General features: G+C 37.1%; 14 protein-coding genes and 1 pseudogene. 10 read left to right on the top strand and 5 right to left on the bottom strand.

From position 1 onward, the window contains the following. Positions 1 to 676 precede the first annotated feature (676 nt). Entirely contained in the window at positions 677 to 1,984 is a 1,308-nt protein-coding gene (locus PVV63_RS04020; RefSeq protein ID WP_273790758.1) for an MFS family transporter, read from the bottom strand. Between the two features lie 213 nt (positions 1,985 to 2,197). Between PVV63_RS04020 and PVV63_RS04015 the strand changes: the two genes are divergently transcribed. The 7 genes from PVV63_RS04015 to PVV63_RS03985 all read left to right on the top strand — a co-directional run bounded on the left by PVV63_RS04015 (position 2,198) and on the right by PVV63_RS03985 (position 11,173). Beyond that, positions 2,198 to 2,992: a thymidylate synthase gene (locus PVV63_RS04015; RefSeq protein ID WP_273790824.1), complete on the top strand. Its 795-nt coding sequence runs from the start codon at positions 2,198 to 2,200 to the stop codon at positions 2,990 to 2,992. Further along, the gene (locus PVV63_RS04010; protein WP_273790757.1) at positions 2,989 to 3,498 is read left to right on the top strand and encodes a dihydrofolate reductase; all 510 of its coding nucleotides are present in this window, start codon (positions 2,989 to 2,991) and stop codon (positions 3,496 to 3,498) included. The genes PVV63_RS04015 and PVV63_RS04010 overlap by 4 nt, the downstream gene beginning before the upstream one ends. Before the next feature lie 119 nt (positions 3,499 to 3,617). After that, on the top strand, positions 3,618 to 4,757 hold the full coding sequence (gene hflK / locus PVV63_RS04005; RefSeq protein WP_273790756.1) for an FtsH protease activity modulator HflK: 1,140 nt from the start codon (positions 3,618 to 3,620) through the stop codon (positions 4,755 to 4,757). A 2-nt stretch (positions 4,758 to 4,759) separates the two neighbouring features. Continuing rightward, complete coding sequence (gene hflC, locus PVV63_RS04000) at positions 4,760 to 5,698, top strand: protease modulator HflC (protein ID WP_273790755.1); 939 nt, start codon at positions 4,760 to 4,762, stop codon at positions 5,696 to 5,698. A 151-nt stretch (positions 5,699 to 5,849) separates the two neighbouring features. After that, positions 5,850 to 7,373, top strand: a complete 1,524-nt coding sequence (locus PVV63_RS03995; protein ID WP_273790754.1) for a Do family serine endopeptidase — start codon at positions 5,850 to 5,852, stop codon at positions 7,371 to 7,373. An 857-nt stretch (positions 7,374 to 8,230) separates the two neighbouring features. After that, a complete protein-coding gene (gene miaA / locus PVV63_RS03990; protein WP_273790753.1) occupies positions 8,231 to 9,103 on the top strand; it encodes a tRNA (adenosine(37)-N6)-dimethylallyltransferase MiaA in 873 nt (290 codons plus the stop codon). A gap of 270 nt (positions 9,104 to 9,373) precedes the next feature. After that, positions 9,374 to 11,173, top strand: coding sequence for an acetolactate synthase 3 large subunit (locus tag PVV63_RS03985; protein ID WP_273790752.1), 1,800 nt, complete (start codon positions 9,374 to 9,376; stop codon positions 11,171 to 11,173). Between the two features lie 1,145 nt (positions 11,174 to 12,318). Here PVV63_RS03985 and PVV63_RS03980 read toward each other — a convergent pair. The 3 genes and pseudogenes from PVV63_RS03980 to PVV63_RS03970 all read right to left on the bottom strand — a co-directional run bounded on the left by PVV63_RS03980 (position 12,319) and on the right by PVV63_RS03970 (position 13,944). Continuing rightward, positions 12,319 to 12,684 (bottom strand): hypothetical protein, encoded by a 366-nt coding sequence (locus PVV63_RS03980; RefSeq protein WP_273790751.1) that lies wholly within the window; start codon positions 12,682 to 12,684, stop codon positions 12,319 to 12,321. 161 nt (positions 12,685 to 12,845) lie between these two features. Next, positions 12,846 to 12,947 (bottom strand): annotated as a pseudogene (locus tag PVV63_RS03975) (integrase); the annotation flags it as partial. Positions 12,948 to 13,017: 70 nt separating this feature from the next. Beyond that, on the bottom strand, positions 13,018 to 13,944 hold the full coding sequence (locus PVV63_RS03970) for a D-2-hydroxyacid dehydrogenase family protein (protein ID WP_273790750.1): 927 nt from the start codon (positions 13,942 to 13,944) through the stop codon (positions 13,018 to 13,020). A 959-nt stretch (positions 13,945 to 14,903) separates the two neighbouring features. Here PVV63_RS03970 and PVV63_RS03965 point away from each other — a divergent pair. The 3 genes from PVV63_RS03965 to ilvC all read left to right on the top strand — a co-directional run bounded on the left by PVV63_RS03965 (position 14,904) and on the right by ilvC (position 18,938). Next, on the top strand, positions 14,904 to 16,025 hold the full coding sequence (locus PVV63_RS03965; RefSeq protein WP_273790749.1) for an ATP-dependent RecD-like DNA helicase: 1,122 nt from the start codon (positions 14,904 to 14,906) through the stop codon (positions 16,023 to 16,025). 85 nt (positions 16,026 to 16,110) lie between these two features. Next, the gene (locus PVV63_RS03960; protein WP_273790748.1) at positions 16,111 to 16,845 is read left to right on the top strand and encodes a pyridoxine 5'-phosphate synthase; all 735 of its coding nucleotides are present in this window, start codon (positions 16,111 to 16,113) and stop codon (positions 16,843 to 16,845) included. Between the two features lie 1,073 nt (positions 16,846 to 17,918). Beyond that, positions 17,919 to 18,938 carry a ketol-acid reductoisomerase gene (gene ilvC, locus PVV63_RS03955; protein ID WP_273790747.1) on the top strand — a complete coding sequence of 340 codons (1,020 nt, stop codon included), beginning with the start codon at positions 17,919 to 17,921 and terminating at the stop codon, positions 18,936 to 18,938. A 114-nt stretch (positions 18,939 to 19,052) separates the two neighbouring features. Here the strand turns inward: ilvC and PVV63_RS03950 are convergent, their stop codons facing one another. Further along, on the bottom strand, positions 19,053 to 20,444 hold the full coding sequence (locus PVV63_RS03950; RefSeq protein WP_273790746.1) for an amino acid permease: 1,392 nt from the start codon (positions 20,442 to 20,444) through the stop codon (positions 19,053 to 19,055). Between the last annotated feature and the right edge of the window lie 199 nt (positions 20,445 to 20,643).

The following is a 20,643-nucleotide window of genomic DNA, read 5'->3' as shown; positions in this document are numbered from 1 at the left end:
TTCGTAAAATGATGTTATTGACTATTGCATGCGAGGTTGGTGTATCAGTTAAAATACTTTTTAGGAATGATCTTAAGTGTTAAGGGGGAGTACAATATTAAGAGTTCCTCAATAGTATAATGATAGCGGCTTGCACTTTTATTAAGTGTAAAGAGAGTGATGCCCATGTTTATACTTTACGGGGCTTTTACGTTATGTCATTCACGGGTGCCGTTGTGAAATGGAGTTGGGTGCATTGAGAAATGTTTCTCAAAAAAGTGTACGAATTCATAATATAATGGTATTTTCTATTTTTCATGAAAGGATTTGTTTTGCATGAGGGGGTACTATTAAGAACGTATTAAACAAAATCATGAGTGTAATCTTTATTATTGATAAAATTTCTTGAAAGATAATCACTTTTCTTCAACGTTGAGTGGGAATGGGAATATTAAAATAAATCAAACGTTTTTTATCTTCCGTGAATTAAATTCAGCAAAAGAAGTATTTATTACATAATAATATGAAGCCATTTATTTTTATAAGCGGCGTGTGTAGGAGGGAACATTGCTTCTTTAGAGTGTTTGAAGGGATAAAAAACTGTGAGCTTTAAACTTCTATTGGAAAGAATATAAAAAAGCCCAGAATACTGGGCTTTGCTTTTTTTGTTGAAACCCTTGTTTGTTAACATTAAAGGTTAATGAATATCGTCTCCTTGTAAATACCCTTTTTTGCGAGCATCTGGCATTAAGAGAATTGCGATGAAGGCAATAATCATCATGCCGGTTATATAAAAATAGAAGACAGATTCATATCCAAGATCTTTTAATCCAAGCGCGACATATTCAGCAGAACCGCCAAACAGTGCGTTGGCAATAGCATAAGAGAGCCCAACTCCTATTGCTCGTACTGAAGCGGGAAACATTTCTGATTTTACAATGCCAGAGATAGATGTATAAAAGCTCATAATGCAGAGCATTCCAGTAATGACTGATAAAGCAATCCATGTACTATCAGTATTACCAATCATATTAAGTCCAGGAATGGTAAAGATAATAGATAAGACACTCCAAATAAGGAGAGAAGTTCTTGTTCCAATTTTATCTGCGAGAGAACCAAAGAGGGGTTGGAGTAACATGAAAACAAAGAGTGCAGCAGTCATTATAGTTGTGGCTGTATGTTTATCAAAGCCGGTGGTTGTGATCAGATATTTCTGCATGTAAGTCGTATAGGTGTAAAATGTGAGCGATCCTCCAGCGGTAAAGCCGATAACTAGAAAAAAAGCTTTTCGGTGGTTACTCAGAAGTCCCCTAATACTACCAGCTTGTGCACTAGAACGACTTTCTTTGGTCGTTGTCTCATGGAGTGTGCGGCGTAGATAAATCGCAACAATTGCGCCGCATCCACCAATGGCAAATGGAATACGCCAGCCCCACGCTTTTAGCTGATCTTCGGTGAGATAAAGCGCTAAAATGAATATAACGAGACTGGCTAGAAGTTGACCACCAATCAGTGTGGTATATTGGAAAGAGCTAAAAAATCCGCGGCGATTTTTGAGGGCGATTTCGCTCATATAAGTTGCTGTTGTACCATATTCACCGCCGACAGAAAGCCCCTGAAGCATTCTGAGTAAAAGTAAAAGAATTCCTGCTGCCATTCCAATGGTTTCATAGGTAGGAAGTAGGGCAATTAAGAACGAACCACCACACATCATAAAAACAGAGATAAGCATTGAGCGTTTGCGTCCGTAACGATCGGCAATGAAGCCAAAAAGCCATCCGCCGATTGGGCGCATAAGAAAACCAATAGCAAAAACACCCGCCGCTTTTAAAAGTTGCGTAACGTCATTGCCATCTGAGGGAAAGAATTGTGATGCAAAGTAAATGGATGTAAAGGAATAAACATAAAAGTCATACCATTCTACTAGATTACCTGATGCACTGGACACGATAGCCCAGATACGTTTTCTTGTATCATGTGGTTTTAAAGCTTCTTGTTTTTCCATAGTCGATCCCTTTATTTGATGTTTATCCATCTTTGTTCATTTATGTCATTTTCTTAGAAGCTGTCTATAGTATTTTATCTTTTGCATCAAAAATTTAGTCAGATCATGATAATTTCTTGTGTAAGATGTTTTTGGAAAAAGATTTGAATTATGTTTGTACGGATTTTACAGTTTTTATTTTCTATAATGAGAAGAATCGGACATAATAGCCCTATGAAGTCATATCTTGCTCTTTTATCTCATGTTTTAAATCAGGGTATTGATCGGACAGATCGAACGGGTGTTGGCACGCGATCTATCTTTGGGTATCAGATGCGCTTTGATTTACAAGCAGGATTTCCGTTGTTGACAACAAAGAAGCTACACTTACGTTCAATTATTTATGAGCTTTTGTGGTTTCTTAAAGGCGATACAAATATCGCTTGGTTGAAAGAGCATGGTGTGTCGATTTGGGACGAATGGGCTGATGAAAAGGGAAATCTTGGTCCTGTTTATGGTTATCAGTGGCGTTCTTGGCCTGCTCCTGATGGACGCCATATTGATCAAATTAACAATCTTTTAACGATGATTAAGGAAACGCCAGATTCTCGTCGCTTGATTGTATCAGCTTGGAATCCTGCATTAATAGAGGAAATGGCGTTACCTCCGTGTCATTGTCTTTTTCAATTTTACATTGCGGAGGGTAAATTATCTTGTCAACTTTATCAGCGTTCGGCGGATATTTTCTTAGGTATTCCATTCAATATTGCATCCTACGCATTGCTAACGATGATGATTGCGCAAGTAAGCGGTCTTAAAGTAGGCGATTTTATTCATACTCTGGGAGATGCTCATCTTTATTCTAATCATTTTGAACAGGCAAAATATCAATTGTCTCGTATACCAAATGCTTTGCCATGTATGCGCATAAATCCAGCGGTAACAGATCTTTTTTCTTTTCAATTTGAGGATTTTGAGTTGCTTAATTATGAAGCACAACCTCATATTAAAGCGCCGGTAGCAATATGACGATTTCCATTTGTTTAATTGCTGCTGTTGCAGAAAATGGTGTTATCGGTCGTGAAGGTGCAATGCCGTGGCATTTATCGACGGATTTGCAACGCTTTAAAGCTTTGACGTTGCGTAAGCCCATTATTATGGGAAGAAAAACTTGGGATTCTATCGGGAGACCTTTATCAGGGCGTACAAATATCGTCATTACGCGTGATTGTACCTTTTGTGCTGAGGGGGCTGTTGTTGCTCACTCTTTATCGCAAGCTTGTTCTCTTGCAACAAGCGTTGCTTCTCAAAATGATGTAGAGGAAATTTTTATTATTGGTGGTGGTGCAATTTTTCAACAAGGGTTGCATATGGCTGATAAAATATTTCTTACAGAAGTTTTAGCTTCTATAGAAGGTGATAGTTTTTTTCCTGTTTTTGATAAAGAAAAGTGGACTATTGTGCAAACACAAGATATTCCAAAAGGGGATAAAGATAGTCATCCGACACGTTTTGTTGTTTATGAGCGGAAATAATTTTTTGTAATATGAAGTGGAAGGGGTTATCAGTTGTATTGTAATGAGGTAAGAGACACCCTATAAGATCAAGCAAATGGTTGGTGTTCGAGTAGTGGTAATCAGTTAAAGAGGTGATAATGCCCTGGACAAATCAAAATGGTGGTGGCCCGTGGAGTGGCGATAAAAACAGTGGTGACAAAAAAACACCAGCTAAGAATCTCTTTGGTTCTGGTGGCGGTAATGGTGGCGAAAATGGTCCTAATCTTAATGATATTTTGCGCAAAGGGCAGGATCAGTTTAAACAATTCGGGAGAAGCAGTTTTTCTGTTTTATTCCTTCTGCTTATTGTGTTTTTTTGGCTATACCAGTCAATTTATATTGTTCAGCAAAATGAACAAGCGGTAGAGTTGCGCTTTGGCATCCCTAAAGAAGGCATTATTGGTGATGGGTTGCATTTTCATTTTTGGCCAATTGAGACCTATATGAAAGTACCTTTAACGGAAAAAACAATTGCGATTGGTGGGAAGCCTGGTCAGGCGCAACAAAGTGATGGCTTAATGCTTTCAAGTGATCAGAATATCGTTAATGTTAATTTTTCCGTTTACTATCGGATTTCATACCCTAGTCAGTTTTTATTCAATGTGAATGATCAAGAGGGAACAGTTCGCCAAGTTGCTGAGAGTGCAATGCGTGAGGTCATTGGTTCGCGGCCGGTTGATGATGTTTTACGTGACAAGAAAGAAGAAGTTGCTAATGACGTCAGAAAGATTATTCAGTTGACTGTAGATAAATATCAACTGGGTGTTGAAATAAGTCGTGTGTCTATCAGTGAAGCTGCTCCTCCGACAAAGGTTGCTGCTGCGTTTAATTCTGTTCAGCAGGCGGAGCAGGAACGTGGAAGAATGATTGAAGAGGGGAATCGTGTGCGTTTTACGAAAATTGGTTTAGCAAATGGTGAAGCTTCACGCACACGGGAAATCGCAAAAGGTGAAAAGGCACAAATGGTTGAAGAGGCAACAGGGCGTGCTGAACGTTTTCAGGCGATAGCTCGTGAGGCTGCGATTTCACCAGAAGCTGCTCGCTATCGTCTCTATATGGAGACGATGGGGCGGATTCTTTCTTCACCAAATAAGCTGGTTCTTGATCAGGCAAATTCTCCAGCGGTGCCTTATTTACCTTTGAACGAATTGTTGCGTAGCAAGTCATCGGAAAAAGTAAAGGCAACATCAGCGCGTCCTGCGTTACTCTTAGATTCTCGTATTTCTGGAGGAGATTAATTATGCAGCAATCTCGCTTTTTGTTTGTTTTTAGTGCTATAGTGTTTGTTTTGATGATTTTGTGGATGTCCGTATTTATCGTCTATCCTCGTCAACAAGTAGCAATTAAGCGTTTTGGACAAATTGTTCAGGTAGAATCTAATCCTGGAATCTATTTCAAGGCGCCCTTTATCGATAAGATGATCATTGTTGATAATCGGTTATTGCGTTACGATGTTCCTACACAATCTGTACAGGTTCGTGGTGGTGCGTATTATGAGGTGGATGCGTTCTTTATTTACCGTATTACAGATCCTAAGTTGTTTTTACAGCGCATTGCTTCTGGGCGTCCACAAATTGCGGCACGTGAAAACCTTGCACCACGGTTTATTGACGCTTTGCGCGCTGTTTATGGTAAGCGAGAATTTAAAGCAGCCTTATCGGATGAACGAGGCGCGATGATGGCTGAAGTACAGAAGCAGTTTTCTGTAGATGCAGGTTCGTTGGGTATTACCATTGTTGATGTGCGTATTCGTAAAACCGATTTGACTGATGCTGTTTCAGAAGATGTCTATCGGCAAATGGCAGCTGAACGTGAAGCTGCTGCGGAAAATATCCGTGCTCGTGGTCAACAAGAGCGAGATCGTATTGTAGCAGAAGCTAATCGTGAATATGAAGAAATTGTAGCAGCGGCAAAGCGTGATGCTGAAATTACTCGTGGTGAAGGTCAGGCTGAAAGTATTCGTCTTTTATTGAATGCGAGGGAGGCTAATCCGTCTTTTTACGATTTTTGGTTGGCGATGGAACAATACAAGAATTTAGAGAAAACACCGATGGTGATTTCTCCAAATGAGGATTTCTTTTTCTATTTTCGTAATCCGCCGCAGGCAAATAAAGCATTCTTACCAACAATGAATACTGGCATTAGTAAAACTGATCCAAAATCGGGAGAGAATAGATAAAATAATGGATTGCAGATACGAGATTTTGCATGAAAAGAATGATCTGTGACCATTTTCTTTTATGGTAAAAGTGGTAGAGAGTATCGAGCCGTGCTGGTTTTATGTAGATAAATTTAGTGGGGCTCTTTGCATCTTTGATTAAAGGCATGTCATGGATAGAAGTGTCGTGAGTAAAAATACGTTTTTAAAGTTTTTTATCACAAGAGTTGTTTTTTGTGTGACTTTGTTTCTATCAGGGTCAGGTTTGTCTTGGGGAGCAGAGACAAGCGAGGCATTGCTTTCTATTCCTGATTTAGCTTCTGAGCTTTTGGAAACAGTTGTGAATATTTCCACGGCACAGACTGTTGAAGGAACAGAACAGGATGAAAATACCTCGGTACCCGTTATCCCAAAAGATTCATTGCTGGAGGAATATTTTAGTGATTTTTTTACACCCAAGGATGCTCAAAAAGATAGTCAATTTCAAAAGGTGCGTTCTTTAGGGTCTGGTTTTGTGATTGATGCGCAAAAAGGGATTATTGTTACAAATTATCATGTTATTGTTGATGCTGATGATATTGAAGTTAATTTTACGGATGGTACAAAACTAAAGGCAAAGCTTCTTGGAAAGGATAGCAAAACTGATTTGGCGTTGCTTCAAGTCGATGCAGGAAGTAAAAAATTAAAAGCTGTGCGTTTTGGTGACTCAGAAAAAGCACGTATTGGTGACTGGGTTATGGCTATTGGTAATCCTTATGGTTTTGGTGGAAGTGTGACGGTTGGTATTATTTCTGCGCGTAACCGTGATCTTAATGCTGGTCCCTATGATAATTTTATTCAAACAGATGCAGCAATTAATCGGGGCAATTCTGGTGGTCCGTTATTTGATAGAAATGGTGAAGTCATTGGCATTAATACAGCAATTGTTTCACCTTCGGGAGGATCTATCGGTATTGGATTTGCTATTCCATCGGATATGGCTCTTTCTGTTATTAATCAATTGCGTGATTTTGGAGAAATAAGACGTGGTTGGTTGGCTATTCGTATTCAGCCGGTAACAGAGGATATTGCAAAAAGTTTAAAATTGGACAATGCTGTGGGAGCATTGGTGGCTGGTAAAATAGAACAGACGGAAGAAAATAATGTAGATAATAGCCAGTTACAAACTGGAGATGTTATTCTTTCTTTTGGTAATTCCAAAATTAAGCATGCACGTGATTTGCCGCGTTTAGTTGCAGAAAGTTCAGAAGGAAAGGTGGTGGATGTTACTGTTTTACGGAATGGGCAAGAAGAAACAGTAAAAGTTAAGCTTGGACGTTTGATTGAAACAGATCCAAATGAAGATACAGAAGAAGAAGTTGATGATAAAAAAAATCAAGATCTGTCGAAAAACGTGACAATGCAATTTATGGGAATGACGTTATCTGAACTGACGGAGGATTTGCGTCATCGTTATTCAATTTCAGATAAACTTCGAGGACTAGTGGTGACATCTGTTGCACAAAATAGTGCAGCGGATAAAAAGCGTATTCGCGTTGGTGAAGTGATTGTTGATATCAATCAGAGTTCTATCACAACAATTGATGAGGCTAAAAAACGTATTCATAAATTACGTGAAGCTGGACGCAAAAATGCTCTATTTATTGTAGCGCGTCCAGATGGAGAGTTACGGTTCGTAACGCTCCTAATGGATTGATCCTTAAAAATTATTTTTTGTTTTTTATCAGCCTTAGTATATGGGATATTTTGCAAGCTAGGCATGTGATGTCCAATATTTCTCAAATTCATTTCACGATAGAGAGCATGGGGTGTGCAATATAAAATTCATTGGGCAGCTCTATTTTTGCGTTAAATAAAAGTACAAGTTGGTACCATCATAGATTTGCTAGATTTCCAACCTTGCAACAGCTTAGGCTTTAAAATAGTGCATAAGAGATCTATGTTTTGTATTTAAGTCAATTATTATTATAAATAATGTTGTATCTAGTGAGAATTTTAGCACTTTGTGATTGTATTTTGTGTGCTATAGAGAACGTTTTTTCACTTCAGTTTGAAAAAAGCTCTCTCAGAGAAAAATCATATTAGACTAAATTAGTTATATATATATTTACACCTTTCTTGGTGATGGATGAAAAAATAGTTATAAAGAAAGAGCGTGAAGAAGACAATTTCTGAATCTCCTATTATAAATCAGAGTAGCATGCTGTTTTTATAGGAAAAAATAAAGCTGTTTGATTGTATAGGTTAAGCTCAGTATTATTTTCATAAATGATGACAAAGAGTATGTTTTTAATGGCCTAAACGGACAAAATTATTATAGCTGTGGTTTGTTATTGAATTATGATAGCAAAAAATGCTTGGAAATTCCTTTGGTGTTGTTCTTAAGTCTATTTTTTCTTTTTTATAAGTTTCATAGGATTTTCTTTGTATTGAAGAGAATTTGTGTTCGTATTTTTGTTTGAAGTATTTACTCTATGATAATGGAGAGAAGATAGTGGCTTTGGGGGTGTCTGTATGTTGCAATAAGTTATTGATTGGGAGAAATTGCTATTCATGGCACAAAGAACAATTACATTGATAGCAGGGCCAACGGCAAGTGGGAAGTCAGAACTTGCCTTGCAAATGGCTCAAGAAAAGAATGCTCTCATTATTAATACTGATTCAATGCAGGTTTATGATGTTTTAAATATTTTAACGGCACGGCCGGGGGAGGCTGATACCGCGATTGTTCCCCATTATCTTTATGGTCATGTGAGTCCTACTTTGAACTATTCAGTAGGGCAATGGTTGTGTGATGTCGAGGAGCTATTGGCTACTTTTTCTTTAAGATCAGTTATTTTTGTTGGTGGAACAGGACTTTATTTTCGTGCTCTTTTAGAGGGGATTTCGGAAGTCCCTCATGTTCCAGATGTTGTGCGGCAGAAGTGGCGTTTGCTGCTTGATAAAGAGGGACCTGAAAGTCTTTATCGCCAGTTGTTGCAGATTGATGCTGTTGTTGCTGAAAAAATTTCTTCGCATGATAGACAGCGTATTGTCCGTGCTTTGGAAGTTTATGATGCAACCGGTAAGACGCTCAGTTGGTGGCAGAAACAAAAAACAACACCTCTCATTGCGCCAAATTTGACCGAAAAAATTCTTCTCATGCCACCACGTCCTCTGCTTTATGAACGTATTCATAAACGCTTGGATTCTATGATTGAAAGAGGAGCTTTAGAAGAAGTGGTGGCTATGAAAAAACTTAAACTTTCCCCTTCATTACCAGCAATGAAGGCTATTGGTATACCTGAGTTTATGGCTTATTTGGATGGATATAGAAGCTTTGAGAGTGCTCTTGAAGCGGTGAAAATACAAACGAGGAGATATGCAAAAAGACAAATGACATGGTTTCGTAATCAATTTGATGAAGAATGGATGCTTACTTTTTGATAAAAGAGCTGGAGCCTTGCAAAGAAATTTTCGAAAGATAAAAGATAATTCGTAAAAAAGAAATTTTTTAGAAAATATAATTTTTTATTGACGAATGGTATCAATGGAATTAGAAATCTGTCTACAAGGAATTTTTTATATATTTTATACGTTGGAATAATGGGGGGTAATCATACAGTATGTGTTGTGTAATGGGCTCCTTTGGGGGCTTTTTTTATGGGCTCCGTTAGGGGCTTTTTTATTGTCCTATAAAGTAGGTGAGTGGGAAAAATGAGAAATGATCAAAGAAAGCAAGAGAGTGCAGATGGAAAAATAATGTCGGGCGCTGAAATAGTGGTTCAGGCTCTTATAGATCAAGGCGTTGAACATATTTTTGGTTATCCTGGTGGGGCTGTTTTGCCTATTTTTGATGTTCTTTATCACCAAGATACACTCCAGCATATTTTGGTGCGCCATGAACAAGCCGCAGGGCATGCGGCTGAAGGCTATGCACGCAGCACAGGGAAGGTAGGGGTTATGCTTGTGACTTCTGGTCCAGGGGCAACGAATGCTGTGACACCTTTGCAAGATGCTCTTATGGATTCGATACCTCTTGTTTGTTTTTCTGGGCAGGTGTCAACAACGGTGATTGGAACAAATGCTTTTCAAGAGGCTGATACAGTTGGAATTACAAAGCCTTGTACGAAGCGTAATTGGCTGGTTAAAAATGTCAATGATCTTGCGGCTATTATTCATGAAGCTTTTGCTCTTGCTCAATCAGGTCGTCCTGGGCCGGTTTTGATTGATATTCCTAAGGATGTTCAATTTGCTTCAGGACTTTATAGAGCACCTCAAGTTCAGGAGTCTTTACATTCTTTTCCATCGTTGAAAGGGAATATTAAGGCTATTGAATCTGCCGTTTCTCTTTTAGTTGAGGCAAAACGCCCTATTATTTATTCTGGTGGTGGTGTTATTTCATCGGGGATGAAAGCTATACAGCTTTTACGTAATTTGGTTCAATTGGGGGATTTTCCGATTACTTCAACATTAATGGGACTTGGTGCTTATCCTGCTTCCGGTAAAAATTGGCTTGGAATGCTTGGAATGCATGGAACCTATGAGGCTAATATGGCCATGCATGATTGTGATGTCATGTTAGCTGTTGGAGCACGATTTGATGATCGTATCACGGGGCGCCTTGATGCATTTGCACCTCATGCGCGTATTATTCATATTGATATTGATCCTTCTTCCATCAATAAAATTGTAAAAGCAGAAGTTCCAATTATTGGTGATGTGGCTTGTGTTTTAGGAGATATGACGCAACTCTTAAGAATACAGCAACCAGCGTTTAACAGTGAAGTCCGTGAGGCGTGGTGGACGCAAATTAACCGTTGGAAAGCTCGTAATTCATTGGCATATGCGGAGAAAAAAGATGTCATTATGCCGCAATATGCTCTTGAACGACTTTATGCTCTTACCAAAGATGCGAATGCTTATATTACAACGGATGTCGGACAGCATCAGATGTGGGCAGCACAGTATTATCATTTTGATGAACCAAAACATTGGATGACTTCTGGTGGTCTTGGAACGATGGGGTATGGTCTTCCGGCGGCTATCGGTGTTCAAATAGCACATCCTGATGCGCTTGTTGTGTGTATTTCTGGTGATGCCTCCATTCAGATGAATATTCAAGAGCTTGCAACAGCTATTCAGCATGACACACCTGTAAAAATTTTCATTTTAAATAATCAGTATATGGGGATGGTTCGCCAGTGGCAGCAATTGCTGCATGGTAATCGTCTTTCTCATTCTTATACGGAATCTATGCCTGACTTTGTGAAATTGGCACAAGCTTATGGAGCCGTGGGAATTCATTGTTCAAAACCCGATGAACTTGATGATAAAATTCAGCAGATGATTGACTGTGATAAGCCTGTTCTTTTTGATTGTCGTGTTTATCATTTAGAAAACTGTTTTCCTATGATCCCATCGGGATGTGCTCATAATGAGATGTTATTACCCGATGAGGCAAGCGAAGAAGCTATTGCAAATGCTATTTCTTCCGAGGGAAAGATTCTTGTATAAAATTAATATGTTAACAAAATGGTGAAGGATAGTGATGATGAAGTCTTTGGAGTCCTCATCTCTGTCTCTTCTTTGTGGAGAGTTCCTATTATCCCTAGAGCTCATTTTATGATTTTCATTCTTTGTTTAAAGACATGGGGTGTATTATTATTTGTTCATCTAAAAAATGTTATAAGTCGTGTGCACAATTATGTTTGAATTTATTTGTACGCGATGTTTGTTTTTTTAATTCATATGTTCACATTAATAGCTATTTCGTTGCATTTTTTAGATAATACATTGAATTATCTGTTATAAATTAATTATGTTGTCTCATATATGAAAGATTCCATCGTGCAAGAAAAAAATCCACTGTGCTTGAAGGGGGCAACCATGCAAACCGTCATACTTGTGAAAACAATAGAAAAGTTTGTCACTATGTTTTGGTTTCGCATTATGAAATTACTCCAAATCGCTTTTTCAAGGGCTTGATAGGGGAATCCCCCTAGCGGCTTGAAGGAAGGGCAAAAATAACAAAGATCAAATGCAGCCATAGAAAATCAATTGGCCACCATAGCTTATAATTAGGTAGTAACCTCACCTGATTATGCGGGAGAAACCTATACATATGAGATGTATCATCAATATATAAACCAGAATAATACTCAACATTATATCATTATCAGGACATTAACATTGAAAATCAAATACTCTTTCTTTTATTTGTTCTATGTATCTATGATTCCATAAATCTGCAGAGACCAACACTCTTTGAATCCACCGCATTGGATTTTCATAACTATCAAATGATCCAAAAAACTTATCTCTAGAGTGTAGAGCCATTCTATTATCAATGTATAATAATCTTCCTTAGTGGTACATCAATTCCAAAAGATACAGCCTTAATAGCTTCATAAAAATGATCTAAAGCTTCCTTGGCTTTTTTGACTGTGGTTCTAACATGCCAGGATAAAAAACAGCGCTGATATCAGGGAATTCACTGTCCCTGTGAACTAGGGGCACTTTACTTGTAGAGGTTACCCCATTTTTTCTCCATCTATAGGGAACATTAATTATATATAAATTATCCCTTAAGCTACTCAAATCCTCCTCACTTAAAAATTTTAAAGCTAGACGTGCATCAGACTATTCTCGTTAACGGGCCATCAACGCCATTGCGAACACCAGATAAAAGTATCCCCTTTAAGAGATAAATTTAAACCCGTTATAAATTTTAGTGCAGCATTTTCTGCATGAAAATCTAACTCAACTTCAGATCCTAATTCTGTATAATCTTTTTTATTATCCTCTAAAGGAAGCAGGTTATTTACTATATGTTCGCCTTCAAACTTAATTGAATAAGGCTCTCCGATCACTAAAGAAAACATCATAATTAAATTTTCGCTAATATAGCCACTTTTACAAGACGCATCTAAATTATAAGGATTAGGTGACGTATTAATTTGTCTATCAACAGGAAGGTTTTCAAAGATTAAATATGGTCTAGGGGTAATAGACCCCTTTTTGTTCATAAGAATTGTCAATATTCTATGTGGTAGCAGCGAAAATGCTATTTTTTAACTCAACCGAATATTCAATACTACCGTATGGATACTCAATAATAATTAAGTCAATAAGTTATATTAATAGTGAGGGTTTTATTCGCTATTGATTCTATTACGTTTTTTTGCCTCTATTCCTCATCTTTTTGAAGTTTTTTTATAGCTTCAAGAGCGAGTTTTTTACGGTCTGCGCTCTTTGTGTAAAGAGATGACATGGCGTCATCTGTCCAGCCAATATGTGTCGTGCAAATTTGATAGGCTAGCGATATAAGATAAATTTTACAAACATTGGCTCAGCCGGCATTAAGCGCTCTTTATAAAAGACGCTATATTTTGGCAAGCTTTTTCAAAATAATTCTCAAAGCTTTCTTCAGTCACATAGCCCAGATGCGGTGTGCAAAGAACTCTATCTGATTGCAATAATTTGCTCTCATATACTGGCTCGCTGTCATAAACATCCAGTGCAAAGTAAGTTGAATTTTCCAAACTTAGTATTTTTTCTATCGCCCCTTTTTCAACCAAAGCTGAACGCGCTGTGTTAACAAAAATAGCATGTGGTTTCATGCTCAATAGATCATCTAATTTTATGATTTCTCTGGTTTTATCGCTTAAACGTAAATGGACGGATATAACGTCAGGACGTGTAAAAAATTCATCTTTTGAATGCGTAAAATGATAACCTAAATTTTTTGCTTCTTGCGTTGAACGCTCGCTCCCATAAACCAAAATGGACATGCCAAAAGCTTGAGCATATTGAGCAACCATTTTACCAATACGGCCAAACCCGAATATTCCAAGAGTAGCCCCTTTCATTTGGTTGCCAAATGTTGTTTGCCATCGTCCTTTTTTCATATCAGATACAGATTTACAGAGTTTTCTACGCGCAGACATAATTAAGAGCCACGCAAATTCAGCAGCAGAAGTTGGATCTCCACCACCGTCTAATATTTCAATTCCTAAGTCTCTACAAGTTTCTATATCAATATGTGAACCTATAGGGCCTGTTTGGCAGATTAATTTTAAATTTGGCAGTTTCAGGAGAAGATTTCTATCAACTATAGTCCGCTCTCTGATTAAGATAAGAATATCTATCTCTTTGAGCTTATCTTCTAAATCACATTCTTTAGCTAAATTATTTATAACCAGCACTTCATGCAATTTCATTAATTTTGTAATAGACTGTAATGTTAGGGTGGCTTTTTGATAGTCGTCTGGAATTAATATTTTCAATTTAAACCTTCCGTTTCATTCATCAATATTTGAGCTCATTATTTCATTGTTATTTCTAGCAATAAGAATAGTATTAATCAGTTAGTTTTTATAAACTTTAAAACATTGCGACAAAAAGAAAAAGTTTGACTCAGTCGATGGAGAATTGCGCTTTTCTCATATTCTAGAGGACGAACCTGAAGTGCTACGCTGGACATGAAACCATGTCCCAGTTTTCTTATAATAGACTACCAAGAAGGCCATACTTACGAACCATATTTTATTGTTGAAACAGAAAAAGTTCCATATTTGTGCGAGATAAAGCGTGCTTCATATAAGCGTGATGTCTCTCTTTATTCGTTGAGATATAACATATTTGTAGCATGAAGAGTAAATTTATTAAAATCATGATAAGAGGGAAATAGGAACCTTATAGGTGTATCATCATAGGATTAAGTCGTTTTGTTGAGAGCTATTTCTATTTTTGCCAAAAGGTTTTTGATATATTTATTATTATTTCGTAATAGTGGATGTACTTTATTTTTTATGTGCAAGAAAGCTGATTGATTGTGTAAAATAGCGTTCAAAAATTACATTATTCTTATCCTGTTAAGGACATTTTTTCTAGTGAGGGTTTTGCAATTGCAATGCTCTTTTTCTCATTCTAAATTTTGGGGTTAGAAAAAGCGTATAGAGGTGTTATTTTAAATTTAAGATATGCATCTTCCATTGTTGGTGTTACTGTTGTAAAAAATGATATTTTATTTGATACGCATAAAGTGTTACCAAGAAGATCGATGTATAGATAAAATTTAGATTGTTACAATATCTTGAAAAAGCAATGGGTAAATAATTGATAATTGTGCTACGAAAGTTGTTAGATGGGCGTGTATCAGCAATCCTTAATAAAAAATTTTTTCTTGATAGTAGTTTTTTTTCAAAATACTGCTCTTTTTATGCAAATCTTATGTTGGTAAGCTATGCAGTTTTCACGGGAACAGGATAATGCATTGAAGGCTGTTGCCGCGTGGTTGAAGGAAGGGCGTTCTCCTCTTTTTCGCCTTTTTGGCTATGCGGGGACGGGTAAGACGACGCTTGCGCGCTATTTTGCAGAAACAGTTGATGGTTCTGTTCAGTTTGCTGCTTTTACAGGGAAGGCGGCGCAGGTTTTACGTTCTAAAGGTGCAAGCAATGCTTGTACGATTCATTCGCTGATTTATTGTCCACGTGGTGAAGAGGAAGTTTCCGATGAAATAACAGGAAAAAAGTCTATCGCTCCAACATTTACATTAAATCGAAGAAGTGCTGCTGCACAAGCTAAACTCATTATTGTTGATGAGTGTTCGATGGTCGATGAAAAATTGGCGCGTGATTTAATGAGTTTTCGGACGCCAATTCTTGTTCTTGGTGATCCAGGCCAATTGCCTCCTATATCAGGTGGAGGATTTTTTTCCAGTGGAGAACCAGATTTTCTTCTTTCAGAAATTCATCGGCAAGCGCGAGATAATCCGATTATACGTCTTGCTATGGACGTGCGTGAAGGACGCGATATTGCTTATGGTGACTATGGAGAAGCTTGTGTTGTTACACGTAAAGAGGTCAATCAACAATTGGTTTTGGATGCTGATCAGGTATTGGTGGGGGTTAATCGTACGCGCTACCTTTATAATCAGCGTTTGCGTGTGTTAAAAGAATTTACAGCAGATTATCCGCAAGCAGGAGATAAGCTGGTGTGTTTGCGAAATGATCCTATTAAAGGTTTGTTGAATGGCTCTTTATGGAAGGTGATGACTTCACAGAAGGAGACAGTTAAACCGAGTATTAATCTTCTTGTTAAACCAGAAGAAAGTGAGCGTGGGGTAGCAAAGATTAAACTTTTAAAAGCAGCGTTTGAAAACCCTGATCAAGAAATTTCATGGCAATTAAAAAAGCGATATGATGATTTTGATTATGGGTATGCATTAACGGTTCATAAGGCGCAAGGTTCTCAATGGAATAATGTCGTTTTGTTTGATGAAAGTTTTGCATTTCGTGATATGTATGCGCGCTGGCTTTATACGGGAATTACGCGCGCAGCAGAACGTTTAATGATTGTTCGATAGAAAAAAATATGTATATCATCTAAGTTTCAGATGGAAAATGCCTTTTTTCTATCTTGTTACACACTATAAAAAAATGGAAATGGGCATGGCGGTAAAACTTTCGGTTAATCTTAATGCTGTTGCTGTTTTGCGTAATCGACGTAATCTTCCGTGGCCAAGTATAACGAATATTGGGCATATAGCGCTTGCTGCTGGAGCAGCAGGTTTGACGGTTCATCCACGCCCTGATGAAAGGCATATTCGTTTTGCGGATTTGCCAGATATATACTGTTTAATCAAGAACGCTTTTCCTACAGCTGAGTTTAATATTGAAGGTTATCCCAGTGATCAATTTTTAGATATCGCTGAAAACTACGCGGATCAGATTACCCTTGTTCCTGATGATCCAGATCAGTCAACGTCTGATCATGGTTGGAATTTTGCTCATGATGCAGAATTTTTAGCACCTATTATTCAGAATTTAAAAAAAAGAAAGATTCGTGTATCCCTTTTTGCTAACCCTACTGTCGATGGTCTTGATATTGCTAAAGCAATGGGTGCTGATCGTGTGGAATTTTACACGGGACCTTACGGTGGTGCATTTCAGGACAAAATAAAACAAGTTCAAGAGCTCAATAAACTTGTTTTAGCAGCAAGAAGAGCAAAAGAGTTGCAGTTAGGTATGAATGCAGGGCATGATCTGACAATTATGAATCTTCCTGCTCTTGTCAAAAAGATTCCTTGGCTTGATGAAGTTTCTATTGGCCATGGGCTTATTGCTGATGCGTTGGAGTATGGAATGCATGAGACTGTTCAGCGTTTTATCCGATTATTATCGTAATCTTTTTTTCTCTATAAAAATTGGAAGAGAAATTTTTATAGAGGTTTGTCAATTTATCTTAAAAAACAATTTTATACATGTTGAGATAAGTAGCACTATTAGCATACATTATAAAATATTCTATTTTCCTCTGTTTATTAGTAGCTTTCTATTTTTTGTGTTTTTTAGGGTATGAAATGCTTTTTGATATACCATCCATTATGAGGAAATTTTACCAAATCTACTTACTATAATTTCTTTGAAGGGAGAAGAAATAGGGTTTTGAAAGTATTTCCATTATAAAGGAGTGCGTAGGATTTTAATGGATCAATACACAAATTTTCTTGATATTTGAGCTCATTTTCGGGTTATCTGTAAATAGTATAACGTAAAATCTCCTTATGAGTAAGCTTAATGCAATAGGAGCTGTTAAATAGAATGATGATATCGACTTGTAGCTTTATGAAGTAAAGAGAGTGGTGTGCAATAAATCTTAGACTATTATAGGGGATTCTTGAAAAGGGCTCGAGCATATTAAAATTTTTTTATAAGGCGCCATAAATGGATAACATAATGGCCGTATGGGGGTGTTCTTTTTTGCGTGAGAAGCGTGGATATTAAAGAACGTAAAAAGTAAAAACATCCTCTCTATTATTCTAAAGATATTGTTGTATATGCTTTTGAAGGTTGTATTAAAACAATACTTGTTATTTTGTAATTTTTCTTGCTATCCATATTGATTTGGTTCATGTTAAAAATTGTATGTTGTATCTTAATTTTTAGAATATAGCGTTTTGTTGCACGATAGAAGAGTAGAATATTAGCTAAATTTTCTTTAGAAATCTTATTTTGTGTAATTATTATTTTTGTAGAATAGCAGTTGAAGTTATTTGGGGATCTGTATATGTTTTAGGAATGTTTGGGGATTACAGTTTTTTCTATGCAATATGTAAACTTTAAAATTATTCAATTGCTGTGTTTTTATAAGCGGTGTTTTTTGTCTTTATAAGTGTGTGATGCACTAAAGATAATGTTTCTTATTTAATAAAAATAATCTGAAATCCAGTTTAAATAGAGAAAGAAGGAATTTTTTTATGCGTGTTTATTATGATCGTGATGCGGATGTTAATCTCATTAAAGGGAAAAAAGTAGCCATTGTTGGTTATGGTTCTCAAGGGCGTGCGCACGCTTTAAACTTGAAAGATTCCGGTGTTAAAAATGTGCAAATAGCTTTGCGTTCAGGGTCGGAAACAGTTAAAAAGGCTATGGCCGATGGTTTTGAAGTGGTGAGTGTTGCTGAAGCAGCAAAATGGGCAGATCTCATCATGATGGCAACACCAGATGAATTGCAAGCTGATATTTATAAGGAACATATTCATGATCATTTACGCGACGGGGCAGCAATTGCTTTTGCTCATGGTTTAAGTATTCATTTTGGCTTGATTGAACCTAAAAAAAACGTTGATATTGTGATGATTGCTCCTAAAGGTCCAGGTCATACAGTTCGTAATGAATACCAACGGGGTTGTGGTGTTCCTTGTTTAATAGCGGTGGCGCAAGATGCTTCAGGGCATGCACATAATGTAGCATTGTCTTATGCATGTGGACTTGGTGGTGGACGTGCTGGGGTGATTGAAACAACATTTAAAGAAGAGTGCGAAACTGATCTTTTTGGTGAACAAGCGGTTCTTTGTGGTGGTCTTGTTGAATTGATTCGAGCAGGTTATGAAACACTAACGGAAGCAGGTTATGCACCGGAAATGGCTTATTTTGAGTGTTTGCATGAGGTTAAACTGATTGTTGATCTCATGTATGAAGGGGGCATTGCAAATATGAATTATTCGATTTCTAATACAGCTGAATGGGGTGAATATATGTCTGGTCCACGTGTGATTACGGAGAAAACCAGAGCAGAAATGAAACGTATATTGAAAGATATTCAAACGGGTAAATTTACATCGAATTGGATTCAAGAATATAAAGCTGGTGCTGCTCATTTTAAAAGTATGCGGCGTTTAAATGATAATCATCCTATTGAAGAAGTTGGTAAAAAACTTCGTTCTATGATGCCTTGGATAAAATCGAATGCTTTGGTTGATAAAGAGCGTAATTGAAGATTCTACAGAGATATTTTGTCAATAGCTTTTATAATTTTATAGATAAATATCAAAAAAGGGTAACTTTAGTTACCCTTTTTTATATGTTTTTTGTAATATAAGCTTTATTTTTTAATTTTTTGCATAATTCTTTTTCCCAAAAAGAAAGTATACAATTCCTAAAAATATGAACCATGCTGGAGTGTATTTTAAAGCTATGGCAGTGTCAGCTTCTAATGACAATAAATAGATAATGAATGCAAAGAAAACAAGAAGCGCCCAACACATAACAACACCTCCTGGCATTTTATAAGGAGAGACAGTATGCTGGAGAGGACGATTGCGGCGATAGATGATATAGCTGATCAAAATGATAGACCATACAAATATAAACAAAGTTGCGGCAATTGTCGTAACAATTGTAAAAGCAGCTATGAGTGTTTGAGATAACGATACGACGGCATAACCAAATAAGATGCATATACATGAAAAGAATAATGCGTTGGCTGGAACGTGGTTACGAGAAAGTTTTCCTAAGAATTTAGGAGCACCTTTTTGTGTTGCTAGCCCATATATCATACGGCTGGTAGAAAAAATTCCACTATTTGCTGAAGATGCGGCAGCTGTGAGGACAACAAAGTTCATCAAACCTGCAGCAGTTGGAATACCAATAAGTGCATACATTGTTACAAATGGGCTTTTTTCTGGACTGATTTGATCCCACGGCGTCACAGACATAATCACAAGAAGAGAGAATATATAAAAGAATACAATGCGGATTGGTATTGAATTAACAGCTTGTGGTAAAGCTTTTTGAGGCTCTTTTACTTCAGCAGCAGCTGTTCCAGCGAGTTCAATGCCAACAAAAGCAAAAATAACAATTTGAAATCCAGCAAAAAAGCCTGTAATTCCTCGCGGAAAAATATTCCCACCGTTCCATATATGGCTAAGAGAAGCAACCGTACCGTTTGGAGAAACAAAACCGGTAAAGATCATATAAAATCCTACAACGATTAGGACTAGAATTGCTACGATTTTGATAAAACCAAACCAAAACTCAAGTTCGCCAAATAGTTTTACGGCGACGAGGTTAAGAATTAAAAAGGACATAAGACCAATTATAACAGGAATCCACGGATTGAGTTCAGGCCACCAAAAGTGTGTGTAAGTGACAATAGCAATAATTTCAGCAGTTCCAGTGACAATCCAACACAACCAATATGTCCAGCCGATAAAGAATCCGGCACACGGCCCTAGAAGATCGGTTGAGAAGTCAATAAAAGATCGGTATTGTGTATTAGAAAGCAGTAACTCTCCCATAGCACGCATGACAAAGTATAGAGCACAACCAATAATTGCATAAACGAGTAGAATTGAGGGGCCTGCTACACTGATTGTTTTTCCTGATCCCATGAAGAGACCTGTTCCAATCGCTCCACCAAGGGCTATAAGTTGTATGTGTCGGTTATGTAGTCCACGTTGCAATTTCTTCTTAGGTTTTTTTTCTAAATTTTGTTTGTTCATTTTGGGGGAGTTCTCCTTAGTTATTTTTAAATAAAAATTACCCTAAAAAAGGTAATTCCTTCTATCGGAACACGCTATGGTTAAGGAGTAAAGGAATTTTTTTCTATGACTATATGTGAATAAAGCAAAAACATTATTAACTAATGGAATAATTATTTTATATATAAGAAACAAAAGATAAATTGTATTATATTTTTTT

Source organism: Bartonella sp. CM31XJBT (assembly GCF_028618555.1).
In the GTDB taxonomy this organism is placed as follows: Bacteria; Pseudomonadota; Alphaproteobacteria; order Rhizobiales; family Rhizobiaceae; genus Bartonella.
The sequence above is the reverse complement of the archived record's forward strand: the minus strand, read 5'-3'. Positions and strand labels throughout refer to the sequence as shown.